Origin of the sequence: Variovorax sp. 350MFTsu5.1, assembly GCF_048302515.1 — a bacterium.
GTDB lineage: Bacteria > Pseudomonadota > Gammaproteobacteria > Burkholderiales > Burkholderiaceae_C > Variovorax > Variovorax guangxiensis.
On record NZ_CP157620.1, the window covers coordinates 3444481 to 3463733 of the forward strand.

Here is a 19253-nt window from a genome sequence, read left to right on the forward strand (position 1 = left end):
GAACTAGGGCCTCAAGGGCTGGTGCGAGAACAGCTCCTCGCACAACGTGCGCAGCCAGCGGCTGGCAGGATCCTGGTGGTAGCGGACGTGCCAGTGCTGTTTGACGGTGAACGGCGGCACTCGCACCGGACAACCGTGGACCTTCAAGGCGCTCCCACTTGAACTGGCGAGCGTCTCGCCGATATGACGCGGCACGGTTGCGATCAGGTCGGTCGTGGACACGACAGCCGCAAGGCCAAGGAACCCCGGCAACTCCAGCAGGACGCGCCGCCCGATCTTTTGTCGCTGCAGTGCAGCCTCCAGCAGCAAGGCGCCGGTGCCCCCAACGATGCCGATATGGGCCTCGGCCTTGTATTCGCGCAGGCCCAATCCCTTGAGGCCGATGCGAGGGTGACGCGCGTTCACGAGGCACACCCAGTCCTGAGGGTAGAGAACCTGCTGGTAGAACCCCGACTCGAGCTGGGGCACCAGGCCGATCGCGAGGTCCGCCTCGCCGGATTGCAGCGCCTGTCCGGTTTGCTCGTCGATTCGCGCGGCCTCCAGGCGAACGCCGGGCGCGACCGCGCGCACATGCGCGAGCAGGCGCGGCAGCAGGGTGATGTGGCTGGCATCCGTCATGCAGATGCGAAAGCGCCGTGTCGCGATCGACGGATCGAAAGGCTCGGCGGGCGCGGCCACTCGGCGCAGTGCGGCCAGGGCTTCCCGCACCGGCACGATCAGCTCCTGCGCGCGCGGGGTCGGCTGCATGCCGTTGGTGGTGCGAACGAAAAGCTCGTCGCCCAGCTGCCGGCGCAGTCGTCCGAGCCAGTTGCTCACGGTCGGCTGGCTCTGGCCCATCGCCTCGCCGGCCCGCGTCACGCTGTTCGTGCTGTAGAGCAGCTCGAACAGGCGCAGCAGCTTGATGCTGGGAAGGGATGCATCGCCTTCGATGTCGTCGTCAGTGTCCAAACCGGGTCTCCATTTCAAATTGGAATGTAGATCATTGCAGCCATGCCATGGGCAACATGATCCTTGGAACCTATCGTCGGGGTCATTCCGAACGAAGGCTCACATGAAGATCTACTTTCTCGGTGCCGGCGCACTGGGTTGCGCCATCGGCGGGACCCTCGCCGCAGCGGGGTCCGACGTCACACTGATCGACCCCTTCCAGGCCCACGTCGATGCGATCAATCGCGACGGGCTGCGCATGAAGGTCGGCGATTCGGAGCGCACCGTGCGGGTCCGCGCGGCGCTCGACAGCACGAGGCTCGAGGCCCCGGACCTCATCGTCGTGCTGGTCAAGTCCTTCCACACGCGTGCAGCCATCGAAGGGGCACGAAACATCGTGGGGCCCGACACGGCCGTGATGTCGCTGCAGAACGGCATGGGGCATGAGGAAATCCTCTCGGAAGTGGTGGGCGCCGGGCATGTGCTCGCCGGCAAGACCTACGTCGGCGGCGTGATGCTCGCTCCCGGTCATGTCATTGCCGGCACACAGGGCAAGCGCACGGTGATCGGCGAGATCGACGGCCGCGTCAGCGAACGCGCCAAGGCGATCGCCGCGGAGTTCGAGCGCGCCGAGCTGCCTTGCGAGGTCAGCGGCAACATCCTCGGCGCGATGTGGGACAAGCTCCTGATCAACGTCGCGACCGGTGCACTGAGCGGCATCACCGGCCAGGTCTACGGAAGCCTCTACGCGGTGCCGGAGATCGAAGCCACGGCCATCGCCGCGGTGGCCGAAGCGATGGCGGTTGCCGAGGCCAGCGGCGTGAAGCTGTCGATCAAGGCGCCGCGCGACGCCTGGCTGATGGCTGCCGAGGGCCTGCCCTACGAATTCAAGACCTCGATGCTGCAGAGCCTGGAGAAGGGCTCGATCACCGAGATCGACTTCATCAACGGCGCCGTGGTGCGCGTGGGCCGCAAATATGGCATGCCGACGCCCGTCAACCAGACGCTGGTCGCAGCGATCAAGGGCATCGAACGCCGCATGGAGGCGAAATGAACACCCGGGCCATACCGAAAGCCTACGTCGAGCACGTCGCCATCTGGGTGCGCGACATCCATTGGCACATCAAGTTCTTCCACGATGTCTGCGGCATGACGATGCGGGAAGTGCAAGGCACCGTCGAAGAGCCCATCCAGTACTGGACGCTCGGGGGCATGCAGTTCATGGCCAGGCCCGATCACGACGGCCCCGAAGGTCGGCTGGGCCACCTGGGCGTGATGTGCGAAGACCTCGAGGCCGCACTGGCCGCCGCAAAGGCCTTCGGCGTCACCGAGATGCCCCAGGGCCGCAACTGGCTGCGCCTGCCCGATGGCCTGGCCGTCGAATTCATCCAGGCCAGCCCCGGCGCCGTGGCCAAGGCGCTGGCGATCGATCCCCGCGCCTGAACCCTGTCCGTACCCGAGCCCCCGACATGAACACACTCACCATCGAAGACAAGTACTGGGACGACGCCGTCGTCGGCGAGGAATGCATCAGCCCGCCGTACGAAGTGACGGAAGCCCGCGTGATGGCCTACGCCGACCTCACGGGCGACCACACGCCCGTGCACACCGACGAGGCCTACGCCCGCACCACGCCTTTCGGCACCCGTGTGGCCCACGGCCTGTTCGGCCTCTCGATCGCAGACGGCCTCAAGACAAGGAGCGACATGCGCTTCATGCCCGGCATGTCGCTGGGCTGGGAATGGAGCTTCGTCGCGCCCATCAAGCTCGGCGACACGGTGCGGGTGAGGTTCCGCGTCGAGTCCAAGCGCGAATCGAAGAGCAAGCCGGGCTGGGGCATCCTGGTGCTGCCGTCCGAACTGATCAACCAGCGCGACGAAGTCGTGCAGAAGGGCGAGCATCGCGTGATGGTGCCCAGGAGGCCGGCATGAACGCGGCGGCACGGCAGGCATTGCCCCTGGCGGGAATCCGCGTCATCGACTACAGCCATTTTCTTGCCGGTCCCTACGTGGGCCGCTGCCTGGCCGCGCTGGGCGCCGAGGTCATCAAGGTGGAGCGCCCCGGCTCCGGCGATGCCGGCCGGCAGCACGCCTGGTTCGTCGGTGACCACAGCGGCTACTTCCTGCAGCAGAACATGGGCAAGAAGGGCCTGTCGGTCAACACCAAGGATCCGCGCGGCCGCGCGCTGATGAAGAAGCTGGTCGACAGCGCCGACGTGTTCGTCGAGAACTACCGCCCCGGTGCACTCGAAAAGCTGGGCCTGGGCTACGCGGAACTGGCCGAGACCAACCCGGGCCTCGTCTACTGCTCGATCTCCGCATACGGCCATACCGGACCGGACTCGCACCGCGCCGGCTTCGGCCTGATTGCTGAAGCCAAGAGCGGCATCATGCAGATGGTGGGCAATCCCGGCGAGGCGCCGCCTCTGCTGCGCATCTCGCTCGGCGACATGTACACCGGCATCCACGCCGTGGCGGCGATCAACGCCGCGCTGCTGGGCCGCGTGAAGTCGGGCCGCGGACAGCACATCGACATGGCGCTGTACGACACGCTGGTGTCGATGCACGAATACGCGGTGCAGTGCTACACGCTCTCGGGCGGCAAGGAAGTACCGGTGCAGACCGGCCACGACATGCCCAATTCGACCCTGTACGGCGTGTTCCGCGCGCAGGACGGCGACCTGGTCATCGCCGCGCAGGTCGACGATGCATGGAAGCGCTTCGCCGCGCTCGTCGAGCAGACCGGCGGACCGGCGGGTTTCGGAGGCGACACGCGCCTGCACGCAGCGGCCGGGCGCAACGCAAACCGCCTGGAAATTCTCGAGGTGGTCCGCCCATGGGTGGCACAGCGACCCGTGGCCGAGATTCTGAAGATGCTGGACGGCATCGACGTGCCCTGTGCCAAGGTGCAGCGCATCGACGAAGTGCTGGCCGACCCGCAGATCCAGGCGCGCGGCATGGTGGTGGAACAAGAGCATCCGGTGCTCGGCAAGATCCGCCTGCCCAATCTGCCCTTCCGCATGTCGGGCTGCGACACCTCGATCACGCAGGTGGCGCCGGAGCTCGGCGAGCACAACGCCGAGATCGCCGCGAGCCTGGGCTACGACGCCGCCCAGATCGCCGAGATGCAGGCCGACGGCGTGCTCTACGGCGCATAACGAGGAGGGCAGCATGACCGACCGCTACGCCGTCATCGGCAATCCCATCGGCCACACCAAGTCGCCGCTGATCCACGGCAGCTTTGCGCGAGCGACCGGCCAGGACATCGAGTACGGCGCCATCGAAGGCTCGCTCGAGCGCTTCGCGAACGACGTGCACGCGTTTCGCAAGGCGGGCGGGCTCGGCCTGAACGTCACGGCGCCATTCAAGCTGCAGGCGCTGGCCCTGGTGACTGAACGCCTGGAGCGTGCCGAGCTGGCCGGTGCCACCAATGCGCTCAAGTTCGAGGGCGACCGCATCCTTGCCGACAACTTCGACGGCGTGGGGCTGACCAGGGACATCCGGAGCAACCTGGGCTTCTCCCTCAAGGGCGCGCGCATGCTGGTGCTCGGTTCGGGCGGCGCGGTGCGCGGAGCCCTGTTGCCTTTCCTCGCGCAAGAGCCGGCCGAACTGGTGCTTGCGAACAGGACCCTGCCGAAGGCGGTCGACCTCGCCGAGCAGTTTGCGGTGCATGGCCCCGTGCGCGCCTGCGCCTATGCAGACCTGGCCGGGGAGCGCTTCGACATCGTCATCAACGGCACCTCGGCCAGCCTCAAGGCCGAGCTGCCACCGGTGCCGGCGCAGACCTTCCAGAACGCCAGGCTTGCCTACGAACTGGCCTACGGCAAGGGCCTGACGCCCTTCCTGCGGCTTGCGCAGAACGCGGGCGTGCCCAAGCTCGCCGACGGCGTGGGCATGCTGGTCGAGCAGGCGGCCGAAGCCTTCCTGTGGTGGCGCGGCGTGCGGCCCGACACCCGTGCGGTCATCGAGCGAATGACCATCCCGCTGGTCTGAGGCCGCGACAACAAGGAGAGACCCGATGAAGATCCTCATGCTCCACGGCATCAACCACAACATGTTCGGCAAGCGCGATCCGAAGCAATACGGCAACACGACGCTCGCCGAGATCGACGCGAAGCTGCAGGCGCTGGGCAAGGAGCTGGGCGCGGAGGTCGAGAGCTTCCAGACCAACAGCGAAAGCGCCATGTGCGAGCGCATCCACCAGGGCTTCGTCGATGGCGTCGATGCGGTCCTGATCAACGCCGGCGCATGGACGCATTACAGCTACGACATCAGGGACGCGCTGGCAATCCTCACGGTGCCGGTGGTCGAACTGCACATGTCGAACATCCATGCGCGCGAGGAGTTCCGGCATCACTCGGTGTTCGCGGACATCGTGAAGGGCCAGATCTGCGGCTTCGGCCTGGACAGCTACCTGCTCGCCTTGCGTGCTGCCGTGTCGGCGGTGCGAGGCGCCGGCTAGCGAGAAGCAAGCTGCGCGAGCCCGCCCCCGGGGATGCCCGGCGACGACGAGGCGGGGTCGCAGCGAGATAGCCGTGCCGCCTGCGAAACATGAGGCGGTCGGCGGCGGAAAACCGGGCTCGGCAGCGATCCGGACGAAGACCATTTCGCATCCAGCGAAAGCACCGGCATCACTGCGTCTTCGAGGTGGAATGAACGCAAGCAAGTTGCAGTGCTTCCGGTCATTCCGAAAATGAAATTCAGTCGCTCATTTTCAGAGGCAATTCAACGCTCGTTGCCGCCTCTGTACAGGTCACACTGATCGGGCTTGCCGTGTCGCGCAGTCGATGCGGTGCGGGCATGGCCGGAGGCAGTGACATTCAATGTCGTTTCGCCGGCGTCTCATGTGACAACGAATGTCACTTCTTGCCGCTGCGCGTCCCTCGCAACGCGCTCAATGCATCCATCGGTTTTACCGATTTCATTTCGTCTACCCATCGAAGCGAATGGCATGCACTTTGCAGAAGCATTTATTTACACATTCCGATAAATGACCCATCCCACGAACGACGACAAAGACGCCGGCCTGCTGGATCGCCGCACCTTCTTCATCGGCACCGCGAGTGCAATCGCCCTGGGCACGACAGCTTGCGGTGGGGGCAGCAGCGGAAGTTTTTCGCCCATAGGGGGAGCGGCCGCGCAGCAGTCATCACAGCAATCACCGGGTGCGAGCTCCGGCGCGGTCGCAGGTGTCGATACACCCGCCACTCCCGCGCCCGAGCCAGCCGCCCCTGAGCCCGCAGTACGCAAGATCGTGCACCCCGGCCTGCTGGTCACGGAAGACGCTCTGCAGCGCATCCGCGACAAGCTGGCCGCCAAGGCGGAGCCATGGGTGGGCGGCTTGAACATGATGCTCAGGGCGAACACCACCGGCCTCGATGCGAAGCCGCGCCCCCTGGCGCTGGTGACGCGCGGCGTCGATGGCGAGAACTATGGGCAGATGGTCGGCGACATGGTGCGCGCCCTTCATTACGCACTGCGCTGGAAGATCTCGAACGACGAGAGCTACGCGAAGAAGGCGGTGGAGTTCCTCAATGCATGGTCGTCGACCTTGACCGAGCTGGGCGGCAATTCGAACGTCTACCTGGCCTCGGGCCTTTACGGCAACCAGTGGGCCAACGCCGCGGAACTGATGCGGACCTACTCCGGCTGGGCGAAGGAAGACGTCGCGCGCTTCCAGGCGATGCTGATGAACGTGTTCTATCCGAAGGCCCACGACTTCCTGGTCAACCACAACGGCAGCGAGACAAGAAAGGTCACCCACTACTGGGCCAACTGGGACCTGGCGAACATCTGCGCCGTCTACGCGATCGGCGTGTTCTGCGACCGGCCCGACCTGAGGGCCGAGGCAAGCAACTACTACAAGGCCGGCCGCGGCAACGGAACGAGCGCCGGCAGCGTCTACTACGTGCACCCCGGTTACCTCGGGCAATGGCAGGAAAGCCATCGCGACCAGGGCCACTCCACCCTCGGCATCTCGCTGGCCGGGATGCTGTGCGAAATGGCCTGGAACCAGGGCGAGGACCTCTACGGCTACTGGAACAACCGGTTGCTGGCCGGTGCGGAGTACGTGGCCAGGACGAACCTGACCGATGCCAATGGCAATGCACTGTTCACGATGCCGTTCGCGCCTTACAACGGCGTATTCGGACCCGCTACCGCCGCGGCGGGCACCGGCAGCGGCCGGCCCTGCTGGGAACTGATCTACAACCACTACGTGAACCGCAAGGGTCTCTCCGCCCCCTGGACCAAGGCGATGGTCGACAGATTTCGTCCGGAGCGCGTCGACGGCGGCGACCAGCCAGGCATCGGCACGCTGCTCTATGCGCGCGATCCGGTCGCTGCCGCAAAGCCCAGCGGCCTGAGCGCATTCCTGAACAACGCAAAGGTGCAGCTGTCCTGGTGGGGCACGGCGGGCGCTTCCCAATACCTCGTGCAGAGGGCGGCTTCACCGAACGGTCCGTTCACGACCCTTGCGCCCGTCACCGATCCACGCACCTACACCGACGATGCCGACCAGGGCACCTGGTACTACCGCATCGATGCGGTGACCGACGCCGGCGAGATCGCCGGTGCGGATACCTTGCGCGTGGCGGTTCCCGGCGAGCTGTGGCTGCACCTGCCTCTCAACGGCGATGCCAACGACGCCAGCGGCCGCGGCCTGAACGCGCAGTTGAAGGGCGGTACGAGCTGGGGCGAAGGGCGCAACGGCGGAAGCGCCGTGCAACTCGACGGTCGCAGCGGCCACGTCCAGTTGCCCGACGGGGCCGTGTCGGCCCTGGGCGACTTCACGGCGGCGGTGTGGGTCTACTGGGATGCCTCGGTGGTCAATACGCGCATCTTCGACTTCGGCTCCAACGACGTGGCCTACATCTCGCTGATTCCTCGCGACGGCAACGGCAAGCTGCGCTTTTCGGGTTCGCGCAACCAGTTCTGGAACGAGGAGTCCGTGACGACCGACGTGCTGCCCACGCAGCGCTGGGTGCATGTGGCGGTCACGCTTTCAGGCACTGTGGGCACGCTCTACGTGGACGGCACGCAGGTTGCGACCGCGGACGGCATCTGGATCAATCCCTTCCAGCTGGGCCGCACGACGCAGACCTGGCTGGGCCGCTCCCAATACGGCGGCGACCCGTACTTCAAGGGCCGCATGCAGGACTTCCGCATCTACAGCGGCGCGCAGGACGCGGCCTTCATCGCGAACCTCGCCCGCTGAGCGCCATCGGGCAGCCGCGCTGCCCGGACAACCCTGAACCCGAACCGGTGTGTGCCTGCACGGGCGCGCCGGTATTTGTTTCCTCTCACCTTTCGGACTTTTCCATGGGCATTCTTTCTCGACGATCCGTTTCCGCGCTGCTGGCCTCGCTGCTGCTCTTCGGCTGTGGCGGAGGAGGTGGCAGCGGTAGCGGTGGCGGGGCCGGCATTCCGTTGTTCGGCAGCCCGACGGGCCAGGCTGGCGGCGGCGGTCAATCCGACGGCGGCCAGAGCAACGGCGGCCAAGTAGCCAGCAACACCTCCGGCGGCGGCACCCAGGGCGGCACTGGAGGCACGACCGGCGGCACCATACCCGTCGCGGCCACCGTCGCCCTGGCGAACAAGCTCGGCAAACCCGCCCGGGTGCTGGTTGGCCTGAGCGCCAATTCCACCGACGACTTGAAGAGCCAGGACATCCACCCCGACATCGTGGAGCACTACCTTGTGGGGATCGTGGGCTACAACGGAGGCTGGCCCGACTGGAACGCGGGCGGCGCCTACGTCACCATCTTTGCGGAGGCCGCGCAGGCCTACGGTGCGGTGCCCATGTTCACGCTCTACCAGATGACGGCGAACGGAGAGGGCAATGTCGACACGACCGCCGATGCGGCCTTCATGAACAAATACTGGGGCCAGGTCCGGCTGATGTACCAACTCATCGCGAAGCTGGACAAACCCGTTCTGATCAACGTGGAGCCGGACTTCTGGGGCTTCGCTGCAGGGAAGCGGTCCGATCACGACCTGACGAAGCTTACCGCTCGCGTCAGCGGTCAGCCCGAATGCAGCACGCTGCCTGACACCGTCGCGGGCCTCGGCCAGTGCGTCGTGCAGATGGGCCGGAAGATCGCACCCAAGGCGCTGATCGGGTTCCCGCCTGCGTTCTGGAACGGCACGCCCTCCGACATCGGCGCGATGATGCAAGCTGCCGGCGCGAACCAGGCGGACTTCATCGTCGCCCAGACCAGTGACCGCGACGCGGGCTGCCGGGAGGTGACGCCGAGGCCCGACGGATGCCAGAACGGAAGCGATCGTTACTGGGACGCGAGCAACAAGACCAGCCCGAACTTCCACGATTCGCAGAAGCAGTATTCGGACTATCGCGCAGCCCTGGGCAACGGCCTGCCCATCCTGTGGTGGCAGACGCCCATGGGCGTTCCTTCCGACACGCCCGGCGGCACCGACGGGCACTACCGCGACAACCGCGTCGACTACATGCTGACCAACACGCAGGAATACGGCGACATGCACACCTTCGGGATCGTCTTTGGCCCCGGCTGGGGCAACCAGACCTCGATCGCCACCGACGGCGGCCAGTTCGCGCGCCTTTCGGCGCAATACCTTGCGCGAGGCGGCGCGGTGCTGAAGTAGCGGGTTCGGTCGAGCCCACTACCGCAGCACCAGAACCGGCAGCGACGATCGAACCAGGACTTGCTGCGTCTCGCTTCCCAGCAAAAGGCGCTTGAGGCCCTTGCGTCCGTGCGAGGCCATCACGATCAGGTCGCTCCTGTGCTTCTTCGCCGCGGCGATGATCGATTCGGCGACCAGGTCCGAGCTGGCCTGCGCCGTCCTGATCCGCACGCCGCGCTCCCGCGCGCGGTCGCGCACCTTGTCGAGCATGGCCTGCGCCTTCTCCGCCCATTGCTTCTCGATGCGGCCGACGTCTTCTGCCGAGAAGGTCGTCGAGCCTTCGAAATAGCTCTTCGGGTAACGGGGAACGACGGTCAGGGCGACCAGGTCCGAGTCGTTCTGCACCGCCAGCGCGATGGCGCTGTCGACGGCCTTCTTCGAAAGGGCGGTGCCGTCGGTGGCGACGAGGATGCGTTTGAACATGAGGGGCTCCGCGTGATTTGCGGCAGAGCTTAGGCGCGCCCGCAACCTACGGCTTGATCCATATCAAACGGCTCGCGCGGCCCGCCTCTTAGGCTCGCCCGATGAATGCCACGCTCGCCCCCGATCGCGCCGCGATCCCCGTATTTCCCGCCGCGGACGGCGACCAGGCCTGGCAGCTGCTGGACGATCCGGCCGAATGGCCCGCCTTCGGCCGCGAGTTGGGTGCCGCCGGCGCTGGCTGCTGGGAGTCGCAGGTCGTGGTCGAGGGCATGCACTGCGCGGCCTGCGCCTTCACGGTCGGGGCGGCGCTGCGCCAGGTGCCGGGCGTGATGGAGGCGCAGGTCAACGCGGCCAGCCGGCGTGCGCGCGTGGTCTGGTCGCCCGCGCAGACCCGGCCTTCGCACTGGTTCGAGGCCAGCGCGAAAGCCGGCTACCGGCTGCTGCCGGGCAGCGACCGCTCCGTCAGGGAACTGCGCCGGCGCGAATCGCGGCTGGCCCTGTGGCGCTGGCTCGTGTCGGGCTTCTGCATGATGCAGGTGATGATGTACGCCTACCCGGCCTACGTCGCGCGGCCCGGCGACATGAACGCCGATTCCGCGCAGCTGCTGCGCTGGGCTTCCTGGGTGCTGACGCTGCCCGTCGTGCTCTTCTCCTGCGGGCCCTTCTTCCGCAGCGCCTGGCGCGACCTGCGCATGGGGCGCATCGGCATGGATCTTCCCGTGGCCTTCGGCGTGCTCGCGACCTTCGCGGTCAGCACCGCGGCCACCTTCGATGCCACGGGGCCGCTCGGCCACGAGGTGTACTTCGACTCGCTGACGATGTTCGTCTTCTTCCTGCTCACGGGCCGCTGGCTCGAGGCGCGCCTGCGCGAACGCACCGCCGGCTCGCTCGACGCGCTGATGAACCGGCTGCCCGACGGTGTCGACCGGCTCGCCGCCGATGGCAGCTGGAAGCGGGTGGCCGTGCGCCGGCTCGCCGTGGGAGACGTGGTGCGGGTGCGGCCGGGCGAGGCCTTTGCGGCCGACGGCGTGGTGATCGAAGGCGACACCAGTGCCGACGAGGCCTTGCTGACCGGCGAATCCCGACCCGTGCCTCGCCCCTGCGGCGACCGCGTGCTCGCCGGCAGCCACAACCTGTCGGCGCCGGTGCGGGTGCGCATCGAATCGGTGGGCGAGGGCACGCGCTTCGCGCAGATCGTCCGGCTGATGGAAAGCGCCGCCTCACGCAAGCCGCGCCTGGCACTGCTGGCGGACCGCGTGGCGCGCCCCTTCCTCGCCGCGGTGCTGGTGTCGGCGGCCGTGGCCGCAGCGCTCTGGTGGCCCACGGACCCGGGCAGGGCGCTGATGGTGGCGGTCGCGGTGCTCATCGTGACCTGTCCGTGCGCGCTCTCGCTCGCGACGCCGGCCGCCATGCTCGCCAGTGCCGGCGCGCTGGCACGCGGCGGGGTGATGACATCCAACCTCCAGGCCCTGGAAGCGCTCGCGTCGGTCGATACCGTCGTGTTCGACAAGACCGGGACCCTGACCGGCGACATACCGCGCCTGGAGCGCATCTACTGCCGCCAGGGCATGCGGCCCGGCGATGCGCTGGAGATGGCCGCCGCGCTCGGCGCGCAGTCGCTGCATCCCGTGTCGCAGGCGCTGGTGAATGCGTGGAATGCGCAATTCCGTTGTGCGCCCGGCTGGGCAGCGGACAAGGTGGCTGAGACTGCGGGCCAGGGCATCGAGGGCCGGATGCGGCGCGTGCGCGCGGCCGCCGGAACGAGCCGTCGCGTGCGCCTCGGCTCGCCAGCCTTCTGCAGCGTGGCGCCGCTGGAAGTCGATGCGGCGCAGGTCCATCTCGCGGACGAGCAGGGGTGGCTCGCCAGCTTCGTGCTGGTCGAGGAATTGCGCGCCGATGCCGCGGCTGCCGTGGCGTCGCTGCGCGAGCAGGGCCTCACGGTGCGGCTGCTGTCGGGCGACAGGGATTCGGCCGCGAGGGAGATCGGCGCGCGTTGCGGCATCGACTTCTCGCAGGGCGGCTGTACGCCCGAGGACAAGCTCGAGGTGCTGTGGCGGCTGCAGGCCGAGGGCCGGCAGATCGCGATGGTGGGCGACGGCCTCAACGACGGGCCGTCGCTGGCGCGCGCGAACGCCTCGTTCGCCTTCGGCCGCAGCGTGCCGCTGTCGCGCGCGCATGCCGACTTCGTCGTGCTGGGCAACAGGCTCGCAACCATCCCCCAGGCCATCGCGCAGGCGCGCAGGACGCTGCGCGTGGTGCGCCAGAACCTCCTGTGGGCGGCGGGCTACAACGCGCTGTGCGTGCCGCTGGCCATCGCCGGCTGGCTGCCTGCTTGGCTTGCCGGCCTCGGCATGGCCGCGAGTTCGCTCGTGGTGGTTCTGAATGCGACGCGGCTCGCGGCCGGCGCGAAAGAGGCGCACTGATGGACATCCTCTTCCTTCTCGTTCCCTTGTCCGTGGCGCTGGTCCTCGCGATCCTCGGCGGCCTGTGGTGGGCCATTGAGCGCGGCCAGTTCGACGACGTCGACGCCGAGGGCGAGCGCATCCTGCACGGCGATTGATCTGCATCAACCCGCAGGGCAGCGTGCCCACGGAAACTGCCCGCAACTCAATCAAGGGCACCACGATGCAACCACCGAATCCACCCGCCGCGGAATACGACGACACGGTCGTGCGGCAATTCGCGCTCATGTCCGTGGTCTGGGGCGTGGTCGGCATGCTGGTGGGCGTGGTCATCGCCTCCCAGCTGACGTGGCCCGAACTCAACCTCGGCATTCCGTGGCTCAGCTATGGGCGCCTGCGGCCGCTGCACACCAACGCGGTCATCTTCGCGTTCGGCGGCTGCGCGCTGATGGCGACCAGCTTCCACGTGGTCCAGCGCACCTGCCAGGTGCGCCTGTTCGCACCCAGGCTCGCGTCTTTCGTGTTCTGGGGCTGGCAGGCGGTGATCGTGGCGGCTGCCATCAGCCTGCCGATGGGCTACACCAGCGGCAAGGAATACGCCGAGCTGGAGTGGCCCATCGACCTGCTGATCGCCGTGGTCTGGGTGGCGTACGCCGTCGTGTTCTTCGGCACCATCGGGATGCGCAAGGTGCGCCACATCTATGTGGCGAACTGGTTCTTCGGCGCCTTCATCATCGCGGTGGCGCTGCTGCACATCGTCAACAGCGCCGAGATCCCGGCTGGCTGGATGAAGAGCTACTCGGCCTACGCCGGCGTGCAGGACGCGATGGTGCAGTGGTGGTACGGCCACAACGCCGTCGGCTTCTTCCTCACGGCCGGCTTCCTCGGGATGATGTACTACTACATCCCCAAGCAGGCGGGCCGGCCGGTGTACTCGTACCGGCTGTCGATCGTGCACTTCTGGGCGCTGATCTTCACCTACATGTGGGCGGGCCCGCACCACCTGCACTACACCGCGCTGCCCGACTGGACGCAGTCGCTGGGCATGGTGTTCTCGCTGATCCTGCTGGCGCCGAGCTGGGGCGGCATGATCAACGGCGTGATGACGCTCTCGGGCGCCTGGCACAAGCTGCGCACCGACCCGATCCTGCGCTTCCTGATCGTGGCGCTGTCGTTCTACGGCATGTCGACCTTCGAGGGGCCGATGATGTCCATCAAGACCGTCAACGCCTTGAGCCACTACACCGACTGGACCGTGGGCCACGTGCATTCCGGCGCGCTCGGCTGGGTGGGCTTCATCACCATGGGCTCGCTCTACTACCTGATCCCGCGCATGTACGGCCGCACCGCCATGTACAGCACCAAGGCCATCGAGGCGCACTTCTGGATCGCCACCATCGGCATCGTGCTTTACATCGCGGCCATGTGGATCGCCGGCGTGATGCAGGGCCTGATGTGGCGCGCCATCAACTCCGACGGCACGCTCACCTACACCTTCGTGGAGAGCGTGAAGGCCACCTTCCCGTTCTACCTGGTGCGCGTGATCGGCGGCGTGCTCTACCTCAGCGGGATGCTGCTGATGGCATGGAACGTCTGGATGACCGTCATCTCCGGGCGCGCGGTGCGCGCCGAGATCCCGCCCCCTGCCATGGCCCATGCCTGAGGACGCACGATGAACCAGAACAACTCCAGCCCGGCTTCCAGCTCCGGCGGCTTCACGCACGAGAAGATCGAGACCAACAACCTGCTGATGATCGTGCTGATCCTCGTGGTGGTGGCCGTCGGCGGCCTCGTCGAGATCGTGCCGCTGTTCTTCCAGAAGTCGACCACCGAGGCGGTGCAGGGCGTCAAGCCGCTCACGCCGCTGCAGCTGGCCGGGCGCGACGTCTACCTGCGCGAGGGTTGCTACAACTGCCACTCGCAGATGATCCGGCCCTTCCGTTCGGAGACGCTGCGCTACGGCCACTACTCGGTGGCGGGCGAGTTCGTCTACGACCACCCCTTCCAGTGGGGCAGCAAGCGCACCGGCCCCGACCTGCATCGCGTTGGCGGCAAGTACAGCGACGAGTGGCACCGCATCCACCTGAACAACCCGCGCGACGTGGTGCCCGAGTCGAACATGCCGGCCTACACATGGCTGGAGAAGACGCCGGTCGACGCCGAGGCGCTGCCGGCCCACATGCGCGCGCTGCGCCGCGTCGGCGTGCCCTACACGGACGCCGAGATCGCCGGTGCCACGGAAGAAGTCCGCGGCAAGACCGAGATGGAGGCCACGGTGGCCTACCTGCAGTCGCTGGGCCTGGCGCTGAAGTAGGCACGGCGGCAAAGGACACAAAACATGATCGACCTCACCACCTTGCGCATCGGCGCCACCGTCGTGTGCTTCGCGCTCTTCATCGGCATCGTGATCTGGGCGTATTCGCGCCGCAACGCGCCCGGTTTCCAGGAAGCCGCACGCCTGCCCTTCGAGCAGGACTGAAGGGAGAAGCACGATGAGCGATTTCATCCACCGTTTCTGGTCCGACTACGTTGCAGTCGTCTCGCTGCTGAGCATCCTCGGCTGCGTGATCCTGCTGTGGCTCACCGCCCGCAAGCGCGTCGCGTCCAGTGCCGACAACACCACCGGCCACGTCTGGGACGAGGACCTGCGCGAGGCCAACAATCCGCTGCCCATGTGGTGGGTGGGCCTCTTCGTGCTGACCATCGTCTTCGGGCTGGGCTACCTGGCGGTCTTTCCGGGGCTGGGGAGCTTTCGCGGCCAATACGACTGGACCTCGCGCGGCGAGTACGACGCGGAAGTCGCCAGGGCCACGCAGGAGCTCGCGCCCGTCTACGCGAAGTACGCCGCCATGCCGGTCGAGGACGTCTCCAGGGACCCGCAAGCCCGAGCCATCGGCGAGCGGCTCTTCATGGGCAACTGCGCGCAGTGCCACGGTTCCGACGCGCGCGGCAGCAAGGGCTTTCCCAACCTCACGGACAAGGACTGGCTGCATGGCGGCACGCCCGAGAAGATCGTCGAGACCATCACCAAGGGCCGCGTGGGCGTGATGCCGCCAATGGCCGCCGCCGTCGGCACGCCCGACGACGTGAAGAACGTCGCCAACTACGTGCTGAGCCTGTCGGGAGAGCCGCACGACTCGGTGCGCGCCGGCCTCGGGAAGTCGAAGTTCTCGGCCTGCGCCGCCTGCCACGGCATCGGCGGCGTCGGTAACCAGGCGCTGGGCGCGCCCAATCTCAGCGACAGGATCTGGCTGCACGGCTACGGCGAGGAAGCCATCGTCCAGATGATCAATTCGGGCAAGCACAACGAGATGCCCGCGCAGGAAGGCCGCCTCACCGAGGCGCAGATCCGGATGGTGGCGTCGTATGTCTGGGGGCTCTCCAACAGCACGGCCGCGGCCACGCCCTGACGTCGGCAGCCCGCCATGACCCGGAAGATCATTCCCATAGCGAACGCGAGCAGCAGCGCGAACCTGGGCAGCGGCGAGGAGGTCGGCCTCTACGAGGCCACGAAGAAGATCTACCCCCGCACCGTGCGCGGCATGTTCGCGCGCTGGCGCTGGGCCATGGTCTTTCTCACCCAGTTGGTGTTCTATGGCATGCCATGGGTGGAGTGGGGCGGGCGGCAGATGGTGCTGTTCGACCTCGCGGCGCGGCGCTTCTACATCTTCGGGCTGGTGCTGTACCCGCAGGACCTGATCTACCTCTCTGGCCTGCTGGTCATCAGCGCGCTGTCGCTTTTTCTCTTCACCGCCGTGGCGGGGCGGCTGTGGTGCGGCTATGCCTGCCCGCAGACGGTCTACACCGAGATCTTCATGTGGGTGGAGCAGAAGATCGAAGGCAACCGCGTCGCGCGCATGCGGCTGGACGCCGAACCGATGTCGCTCGAGAAGCTGGTGAAGAAGTGGTTCAAGCACATCGTGTGGATCGGCATCGCGATGTGGACCGGCTTCACCTTCGTGGGCTACTTCACGCCCATCCGCGAGCTCGGCCTGGCCTTCCTGCAGACGCAGATGGGCTCCTGGGAAGTCTTCTGGGTGTTCTTCTACGGCTTCGCGACCTACGGCAACGCCGGCTTCATGCGCGAGCAGGTCTGCAAGTACATGTGCCCCTACGCGCGCTTCCAGAGCGCGATGTTCGACCGCGACACCCTGATCGTCACCTACGACCCCGGGCGCGGCGAGCCGCGCGCGCCGCGCCGCAAGGGGCCGGACCCGCGCACGATGGCGCTGGGCGACTGCATCGACTGCGGCCTGTGCGTGCAGGTGTGCCCCACCGGCATCGACATCCGCAAGGGCCTGCAGTACGAGTGCATCGGCTGCGGCCTTTGCGTGGATGCCTGCGACACGGTCATGCAGAAGATGGCCTACGCGCCAGGGCTGATCCGCTACGACACGCAAAACGGCATGGAGGCCGGCTGGTCTCGCCGGCAGCTGCTGCGGCGGGTGCTGCGTCCGCGCGTGCTGGTCTACACGGCGATCCTGGCGCTGCTGGTGGCCAGCCTGCTGGCCAGCCTGGTGGTGCGCACGCCGCTGAAGGTCGACGTGGTGCGCGACCGCGCTTCGCTGGCGCGCATCGCCGAGGGCGGAAAGCTCGAGAACGTCTACCGGCTGCAGATCATGAACGCCACCGAGCAGCCGCGGCACTACCTCATCTCGGCCAGCGGGCTGCAGGGCCTGAGCGTGTCGCCCGAGCAGCCGGTGAGCGTCGATGCCGCCCAGTCGCGCTGGGTCGCCGTGCGGCTGCAGGTGCCCTACGGCTCCGCGACGCCCGGCTCGCACACGGTGCACTTCAGCATCCGCGAGGAGGGCGGCGGGGCGCAGGTTTCCGAGAAAGCGGCCTTCCTGGTGCCGCGCTGAAAGGTCTGGAATGAACGCAGCAACCGATTCGACGATGAACGCGCTCGCCGCCGGGGCGGACAAGCCCTGGTGGCGCCATCCGTTGCTCTGGATGGTGATCGGTGGCCCGGTGGCCGTGATGATCGCGAGCTTCGTGACCTTCTGGCTGGCCTGGCGGAGCCCCGACGCGCTGGTGTCGCCGGACTACTACCGCGAAGGCGTCGAGATCAACAAGGCCCTGGCCGCGAAGAAGCACCTTCCCGCGCTGACCGGCCGCAACCACGCGATGACGCCCGCGGAAGACGTGCCCTCCGAGGGCCGGAAGGCCGCGCCATGAACGCGATGCGGCTGGTCGCCGGCATCCTGTGGCCGTCCTTCCTCGTGGCCTGCGGCATGGAGGTGCTGGTGTTCGCGCTGGTCGATCCCATCAACACCTTCTGCGGCGCCGACGCGCTGCGCATGTCGCGCCAGGGCATCTATACCGGTGCCTTCTTCGTCTTCTGGCTGATGGCGGCGGCGTCCAGCGCCTGCACGGTGCTGCTCGCCGGACCGGCCATGCCTGGACAACCCGATGCGCCTGCAGGCACTACCTCCCCATGACTTCCATCGCTCTCGCCCCCGAGCCCGTGCACGCACCACTGCCCCTCGACCTGCTGCGGCAGTTCGACGTGCCCGGGCCGCGCTACACCTCGTACCCCACTGCAGATCGCTTCGTCGAGGCCTTCGGTGCCGACGACTACGTGCAGGCGCTGCGGCATCGCCGCGAGGCCGGGTGCGGGGCGTCGCCGCTGTCGCTGTACGTCCACATCCCGTTCTGCGAGTCGCTGTGCTACTACTGCGCCTGCAACAAGATCGTCACCCGGCACCACGAATGGGGCCGGCAGTATCTGTCGTACCTGGCGCGCGAAGTCGAGTTGCAGGTCGCGCAGCTCGGCCGCAATGCCTCCGTGGCCCAGCTGCACCTGGGCGGCGGTTCCCCGACATTCCTCGATGACGCGGAGCTCGGCGAGCTCATGGAACTGCTGCACCGGTCCTTCGCCTTCGTGCCCGGTGGCGAGCGCTCCATCGAGATCGATCCGCGCACGGTCGACAGGCAAAGGCTCGCCAACCTCGCGGCGCTGGGCTTCAACCGCCTGAGCTTCGGCGTGCAGGACTTCGACCCGGCCGTGCAGCAGGCCGTGCACCGCATCCAGCCCGCATCGCAGGTCTTCGCGCTGATGGACGACGCGCGCTCGCTGGGCTTCGAATCGATCAACGTGGATCTGATCTACGGCCTTCCGCGCCAGAACGACGCCTCCTTCGGGCGCACGCTCGCGCAGGTCTGCGAGTTGCGGCCCGACCGCATCGCGCTTTACGCCTATGCGCATCTGCCGGAGCGCTTCAAGCCGCAGCGGCGCATTTGCGCCGACGAGTTGCCGGACGCCTCGGCGCGCGTGCGCATGCTGGCGGACGCCATCACGAAGCTCACCGGTGCGGGCTATGTCTACATCGGCATGGACCACTTCGCGCTGCCGGACGATCCGCTCGCCGTCGCGAAGCGGGAAGGGCGGCTGCATCGGGACTTCCAGGGCTACGGCACCCGGCCCGAGGGCGACCTGATCGCGCTCGGCGTATCGGGCATCGGGCGCGTGGGCGCCACCTACAGCCAGAACGCCAAGAGCCTGGACGAGTACCGCGACCTGCTCGACCAGGGACGCCTGCCGGTGGTGCGCGGCCTCGCGCTGTCGCGCGACGACCAGCTGCGCCGCGAGGTGATCATGGCGCTGATGTGCCGGGGGCGGGTCGATTTCGATGCCATGGGCGAAGCCTTCGCGGTCGACTTCCGCCGCTACTTCGCCACCGAGTTCGCCGCGCTCGGGACACTGGTCGCCAGCGGCCTGGTGCGCCTGAGCGACCACGACCTCGCGGTGACCGAGCAGGGCTGGTTCCTCGTGCGCGCGGTCGCGATGGTGTTCGACCGGTACTGTCGCTCCAACCGCACGCGTTTCTCCCGCGTGGTCTGA

20 protein-coding genes are annotated in these 19253 nt (G+C 67.4%); 18 read left to right on the forward strand and 2 right to left on the reverse strand.

Translation table 11 applies throughout. The features are described 5' to 3' along the window. Positions 1-3 precede the first annotated feature (3 nt). Positions 4-948, reverse strand: coding sequence for a LysR family transcriptional regulator (locus ABL843_RS15580; RefSeq protein WP_418116401.1), 945 nt, complete (start codon positions 946-948; stop codon positions 4-6). Positions 949-1051: 103 nt separating this feature from the next. On the opposite strand from ABL843_RS15580, the gene ABL843_RS15585 reads away from it, so the two are divergent. The 8 genes from ABL843_RS15585 (at position 1052) to ABL843_RS15620 (ending at position 9548) form a co-directional block, all read left to right on the forward strand. Further along, the gene (locus ABL843_RS15585; RefSeq protein ID WP_184637921.1) at positions 1052-1981 is read left to right on the forward strand and encodes a ketopantoate reductase family protein; all 930 of its coding nucleotides are present in this window, start codon (positions 1052-1054) and stop codon (positions 1979-1981) included. Beyond that, positions 1978-2370 carry a VOC family protein gene (locus tag ABL843_RS15590; RefSeq protein WP_126019790.1) on the forward strand — a complete coding sequence of 131 codons (393 nt, stop codon included), beginning with the start codon at positions 1978-1980 and terminating at the stop codon, positions 2368-2370. The genes ABL843_RS15585 and ABL843_RS15590 overlap by 4 nt, the downstream gene beginning before the upstream one ends. A gap of 26 nt (positions 2371-2396) precedes the next feature. Then, a complete protein-coding gene (locus tag ABL843_RS15595) occupies positions 2397-2858 on the forward strand; it encodes a MaoC family dehydratase (protein WP_126019792.1) in 462 nt (153 codons plus the stop codon). Next, positions 2855-4084 (forward strand): CaiB/BaiF CoA transferase family protein, encoded by a 1230-nt coding sequence (locus ABL843_RS15600; protein ID WP_418116402.1) that lies wholly within the window; start codon positions 2855-2857, stop codon positions 4082-4084. Before ABL843_RS15595 ends, ABL843_RS15600 begins: the two co-directional genes overlap by 4 nt. Before the next feature lie 13 nt (positions 4085-4097). Beyond that, on the forward strand, positions 4098-4919 hold the full coding sequence (gene aroE / locus ABL843_RS15605; RefSeq protein WP_418116403.1) for a shikimate dehydrogenase: 822 nt from the start codon (positions 4098-4100) through the stop codon (positions 4917-4919). A gap of 25 nt (positions 4920-4944) precedes the next feature. Then, positions 4945-5388 (forward strand): type II 3-dehydroquinate dehydratase, encoded by a 444-nt coding sequence (gene aroQ / locus ABL843_RS15610; RefSeq protein ID WP_418116404.1) that lies wholly within the window; start codon positions 4945-4947, stop codon positions 5386-5388. Between the two features lie 528 nt (positions 5389-5916). Then, positions 5917-8142 (forward strand): LamG-like jellyroll fold domain-containing protein, encoded by a 2226-nt coding sequence (locus ABL843_RS15615; RefSeq protein WP_418116405.1) that lies wholly within the window; start codon positions 5917-5919, stop codon positions 8140-8142. A gap of 104 nt (positions 8143-8246) precedes the next feature. Continuing rightward, positions 8247-9548, forward strand: coding sequence for a hypothetical protein (locus ABL843_RS15620; protein ID WP_418116406.1), 1302 nt, complete (start codon positions 8247-8249; stop codon positions 9546-9548). Between the two features lie 18 nt (positions 9549-9566). Here the strand turns inward: ABL843_RS15620 and ABL843_RS15625 are convergent, their stop codons facing one another. Further along, on the reverse strand, positions 9567-10010 hold the full coding sequence (locus tag ABL843_RS15625; RefSeq protein ID WP_418116407.1) for a universal stress protein: 444 nt from the start codon (positions 10008-10010) through the stop codon (positions 9567-9569). A gap of 101 nt (positions 10011-10111) precedes the next feature. Here ABL843_RS15625 and ABL843_RS15630 point away from each other — a divergent pair, with 101 nt between their 5' ends. From ABL843_RS15630 to hemN, 10 genes are all read left to right on the forward strand, one after another. Further along, positions 10112-12433, forward strand: coding sequence for a heavy metal translocating P-type ATPase (locus tag ABL843_RS15630; RefSeq protein ID WP_418116408.1), 2322 nt, complete (start codon positions 10112-10114; stop codon positions 12431-12433). Further along, positions 12433-12570: a cbb3-type cytochrome oxidase assembly protein CcoS gene (gene ccoS / locus ABL843_RS15635; protein ID WP_093196545.1), complete on the forward strand. Its 138-nt coding sequence runs from the start codon at positions 12433-12435 to the stop codon at positions 12568-12570. Before ABL843_RS15630 ends, ccoS begins: the two co-directional genes overlap by 1 nt. A gap of 65 nt (positions 12571-12635) precedes the next feature. Beyond that, positions 12636-14075: a cytochrome-c oxidase, cbb3-type subunit I gene (gene ccoN / locus ABL843_RS15640; RefSeq protein WP_184637903.1), complete on the forward strand. Its 1440-nt coding sequence runs from the start codon at positions 12636-12638 to the stop codon at positions 14073-14075. 9 nt (positions 14076-14084) lie between these two features. After that, positions 14085-14726 carry a cytochrome-c oxidase, cbb3-type subunit II gene (ccoO, locus tag ABL843_RS15645; RefSeq protein WP_126019810.1) on the forward strand — a complete coding sequence of 214 codons (642 nt, stop codon included), beginning with the start codon at positions 14085-14087 and terminating at the stop codon, positions 14724-14726. A 24-nt stretch (positions 14727-14750) separates the two neighbouring features. Further along, positions 14751-14891 carry a cbb3-type cytochrome oxidase subunit 3 gene (locus tag ABL843_RS15650; RefSeq protein WP_184637899.1) on the forward strand — a complete coding sequence of 47 codons (141 nt, stop codon included), beginning with the start codon at positions 14751-14753 and terminating at the stop codon, positions 14889-14891. A gap of 13 nt (positions 14892-14904) precedes the next feature. Then, positions 14905-15822: a cytochrome-c oxidase, cbb3-type subunit III gene (gene ccoP, locus ABL843_RS15655; RefSeq protein WP_418116409.1), complete on the forward strand. Its 918-nt coding sequence runs from the start codon at positions 14905-14907 to the stop codon at positions 15820-15822. A gap of 15 nt (positions 15823-15837) precedes the next feature. Then, entirely contained in the window at positions 15838-17271 is a 1434-nt protein-coding gene (gene ccoG, locus ABL843_RS15660; protein ID WP_418116410.1) for a cytochrome c oxidase accessory protein CcoG, read from the forward strand. Between the two features lie 10 nt (positions 17272-17281). Next, positions 17282-17587: a FixH family protein gene (locus ABL843_RS15665; protein ID WP_418116411.1), complete on the forward strand. Its 306-nt coding sequence runs from the start codon at positions 17282-17284 to the stop codon at positions 17585-17587. Then, on the forward strand, positions 17584-17850 hold the full coding sequence (locus tag ABL843_RS15670) for a hypothetical protein (protein WP_126019816.1): 267 nt from the start codon (positions 17584-17586) through the stop codon (positions 17848-17850). The genes ABL843_RS15665 and ABL843_RS15670 overlap by 4 nt, the downstream gene beginning before the upstream one ends. Then, the gene (hemN, locus tag ABL843_RS15675) at positions 17847-19253 is read left to right on the forward strand and encodes an oxygen-independent coproporphyrinogen III oxidase (RefSeq protein ID WP_418116412.1); all 1407 of its coding nucleotides are present in this window, start codon (positions 17847-17849) and stop codon (positions 19251-19253) included. Before ABL843_RS15670 ends, hemN begins: the two co-directional genes overlap by 4 nt.

Bases quoted from the DNA above. Each gene is read 5' to 3' on its own strand.
- ABL843_RS15585 (WP_184637921.1), top strand. From the start codon at position 1,052: ATGAAGATCTACTTTCTCGGTGCCGGCGCACTGGGTTGCGCCATCGGC.
- ABL843_RS15625 (WP_418116407.1), bottom strand. From the start codon at position 10,010: ATGTTCAAACGCATCCTCGTCGCCACCGACGGCACCGCCCTTTCGAAG.
- ABL843_RS15615 (WP_418116405.1), top strand. From the start codon at position 5,917: ATGACCCATCCCACGAACGACGACAAAGACGCCGGCCTGCTGGATCGC.
- ccoO (WP_126019810.1), top strand. From the start codon at position 14,085: ATGAACCAGAACAACTCCAGCCCGGCTTCCAGCTCCGGCGGCTTCACG.
- ABL843_RS15600 (WP_418116402.1), top strand. From the start codon at position 2,855: ATGAACGCGGCGGCACGGCAGGCATTGCCCCTGGCGGGAATCCGCGTC.
- aroE (WP_418116403.1), top strand. From the start codon at position 4,098: ATGACCGACCGCTACGCCGTCATCGGCAATCCCATCGGCCACACCAAG.
- ABL843_RS15630 (WP_418116408.1), top strand. From the start codon at position 10,112: ATGAATGCCACGCTCGCCCCCGATCGCGCCGCGATCCCCGTATTTCCC.
- hemN (WP_418116412.1), top strand. From the start codon at position 17,847: ATGACTTCCATCGCTCTCGCCCCCGAGCCCGTGCACGCACCACTGCCC.
- ABL843_RS15590 (WP_126019790.1), top strand. From the start codon at position 1,978: ATGAACACCCGGGCCATACCGAAAGCCTACGTCGAGCACGTCGCCATC.
- ABL843_RS15595 (WP_126019792.1), top strand. From the start codon at position 2,397: ATGAACACACTCACCATCGAAGACAAGTACTGGGACGACGCCGTCGTC.
- ABL843_RS15620 (WP_418116406.1), top strand. From the start codon at position 8,247: ATGGGCATTCTTTCTCGACGATCCGTTTCCGCGCTGCTGGCCTCGCTG.
- ccoP (WP_418116409.1), top strand. From the start codon at position 14,905: ATGAGCGATTTCATCCACCGTTTCTGGTCCGACTACGTTGCAGTCGTC.
- ABL843_RS15665 (WP_418116411.1), top strand. From the start codon at position 17,282: ATGAACGCAGCAACCGATTCGACGATGAACGCGCTCGCCGCCGGGGCG.
- ABL843_RS15670 (WP_126019816.1), top strand. From the start codon at position 17,584: ATGAACGCGATGCGGCTGGTCGCCGGCATCCTGTGGCCGTCCTTCCTC.
- ccoN (WP_184637903.1), top strand. From the start codon at position 12,636: ATGCAACCACCGAATCCACCCGCCGCGGAATACGACGACACGGTCGTG.
- ABL843_RS15650 (WP_184637899.1), top strand. From the start codon at position 14,751: ATGATCGACCTCACCACCTTGCGCATCGGCGCCACCGTCGTGTGCTTC.
- ccoG (WP_418116410.1), top strand. From the start codon at position 15,838: ATGACCCGGAAGATCATTCCCATAGCGAACGCGAGCAGCAGCGCGAAC.
- ccoS (WP_093196545.1), top strand. From the start codon at position 12,433: ATGGACATCCTCTTCCTTCTCGTTCCCTTGTCCGTGGCGCTGGTCCTC.
- aroQ (WP_418116404.1), top strand. From the start codon at position 4,945: ATGAAGATCCTCATGCTCCACGGCATCAACCACAACATGTTCGGCAAG.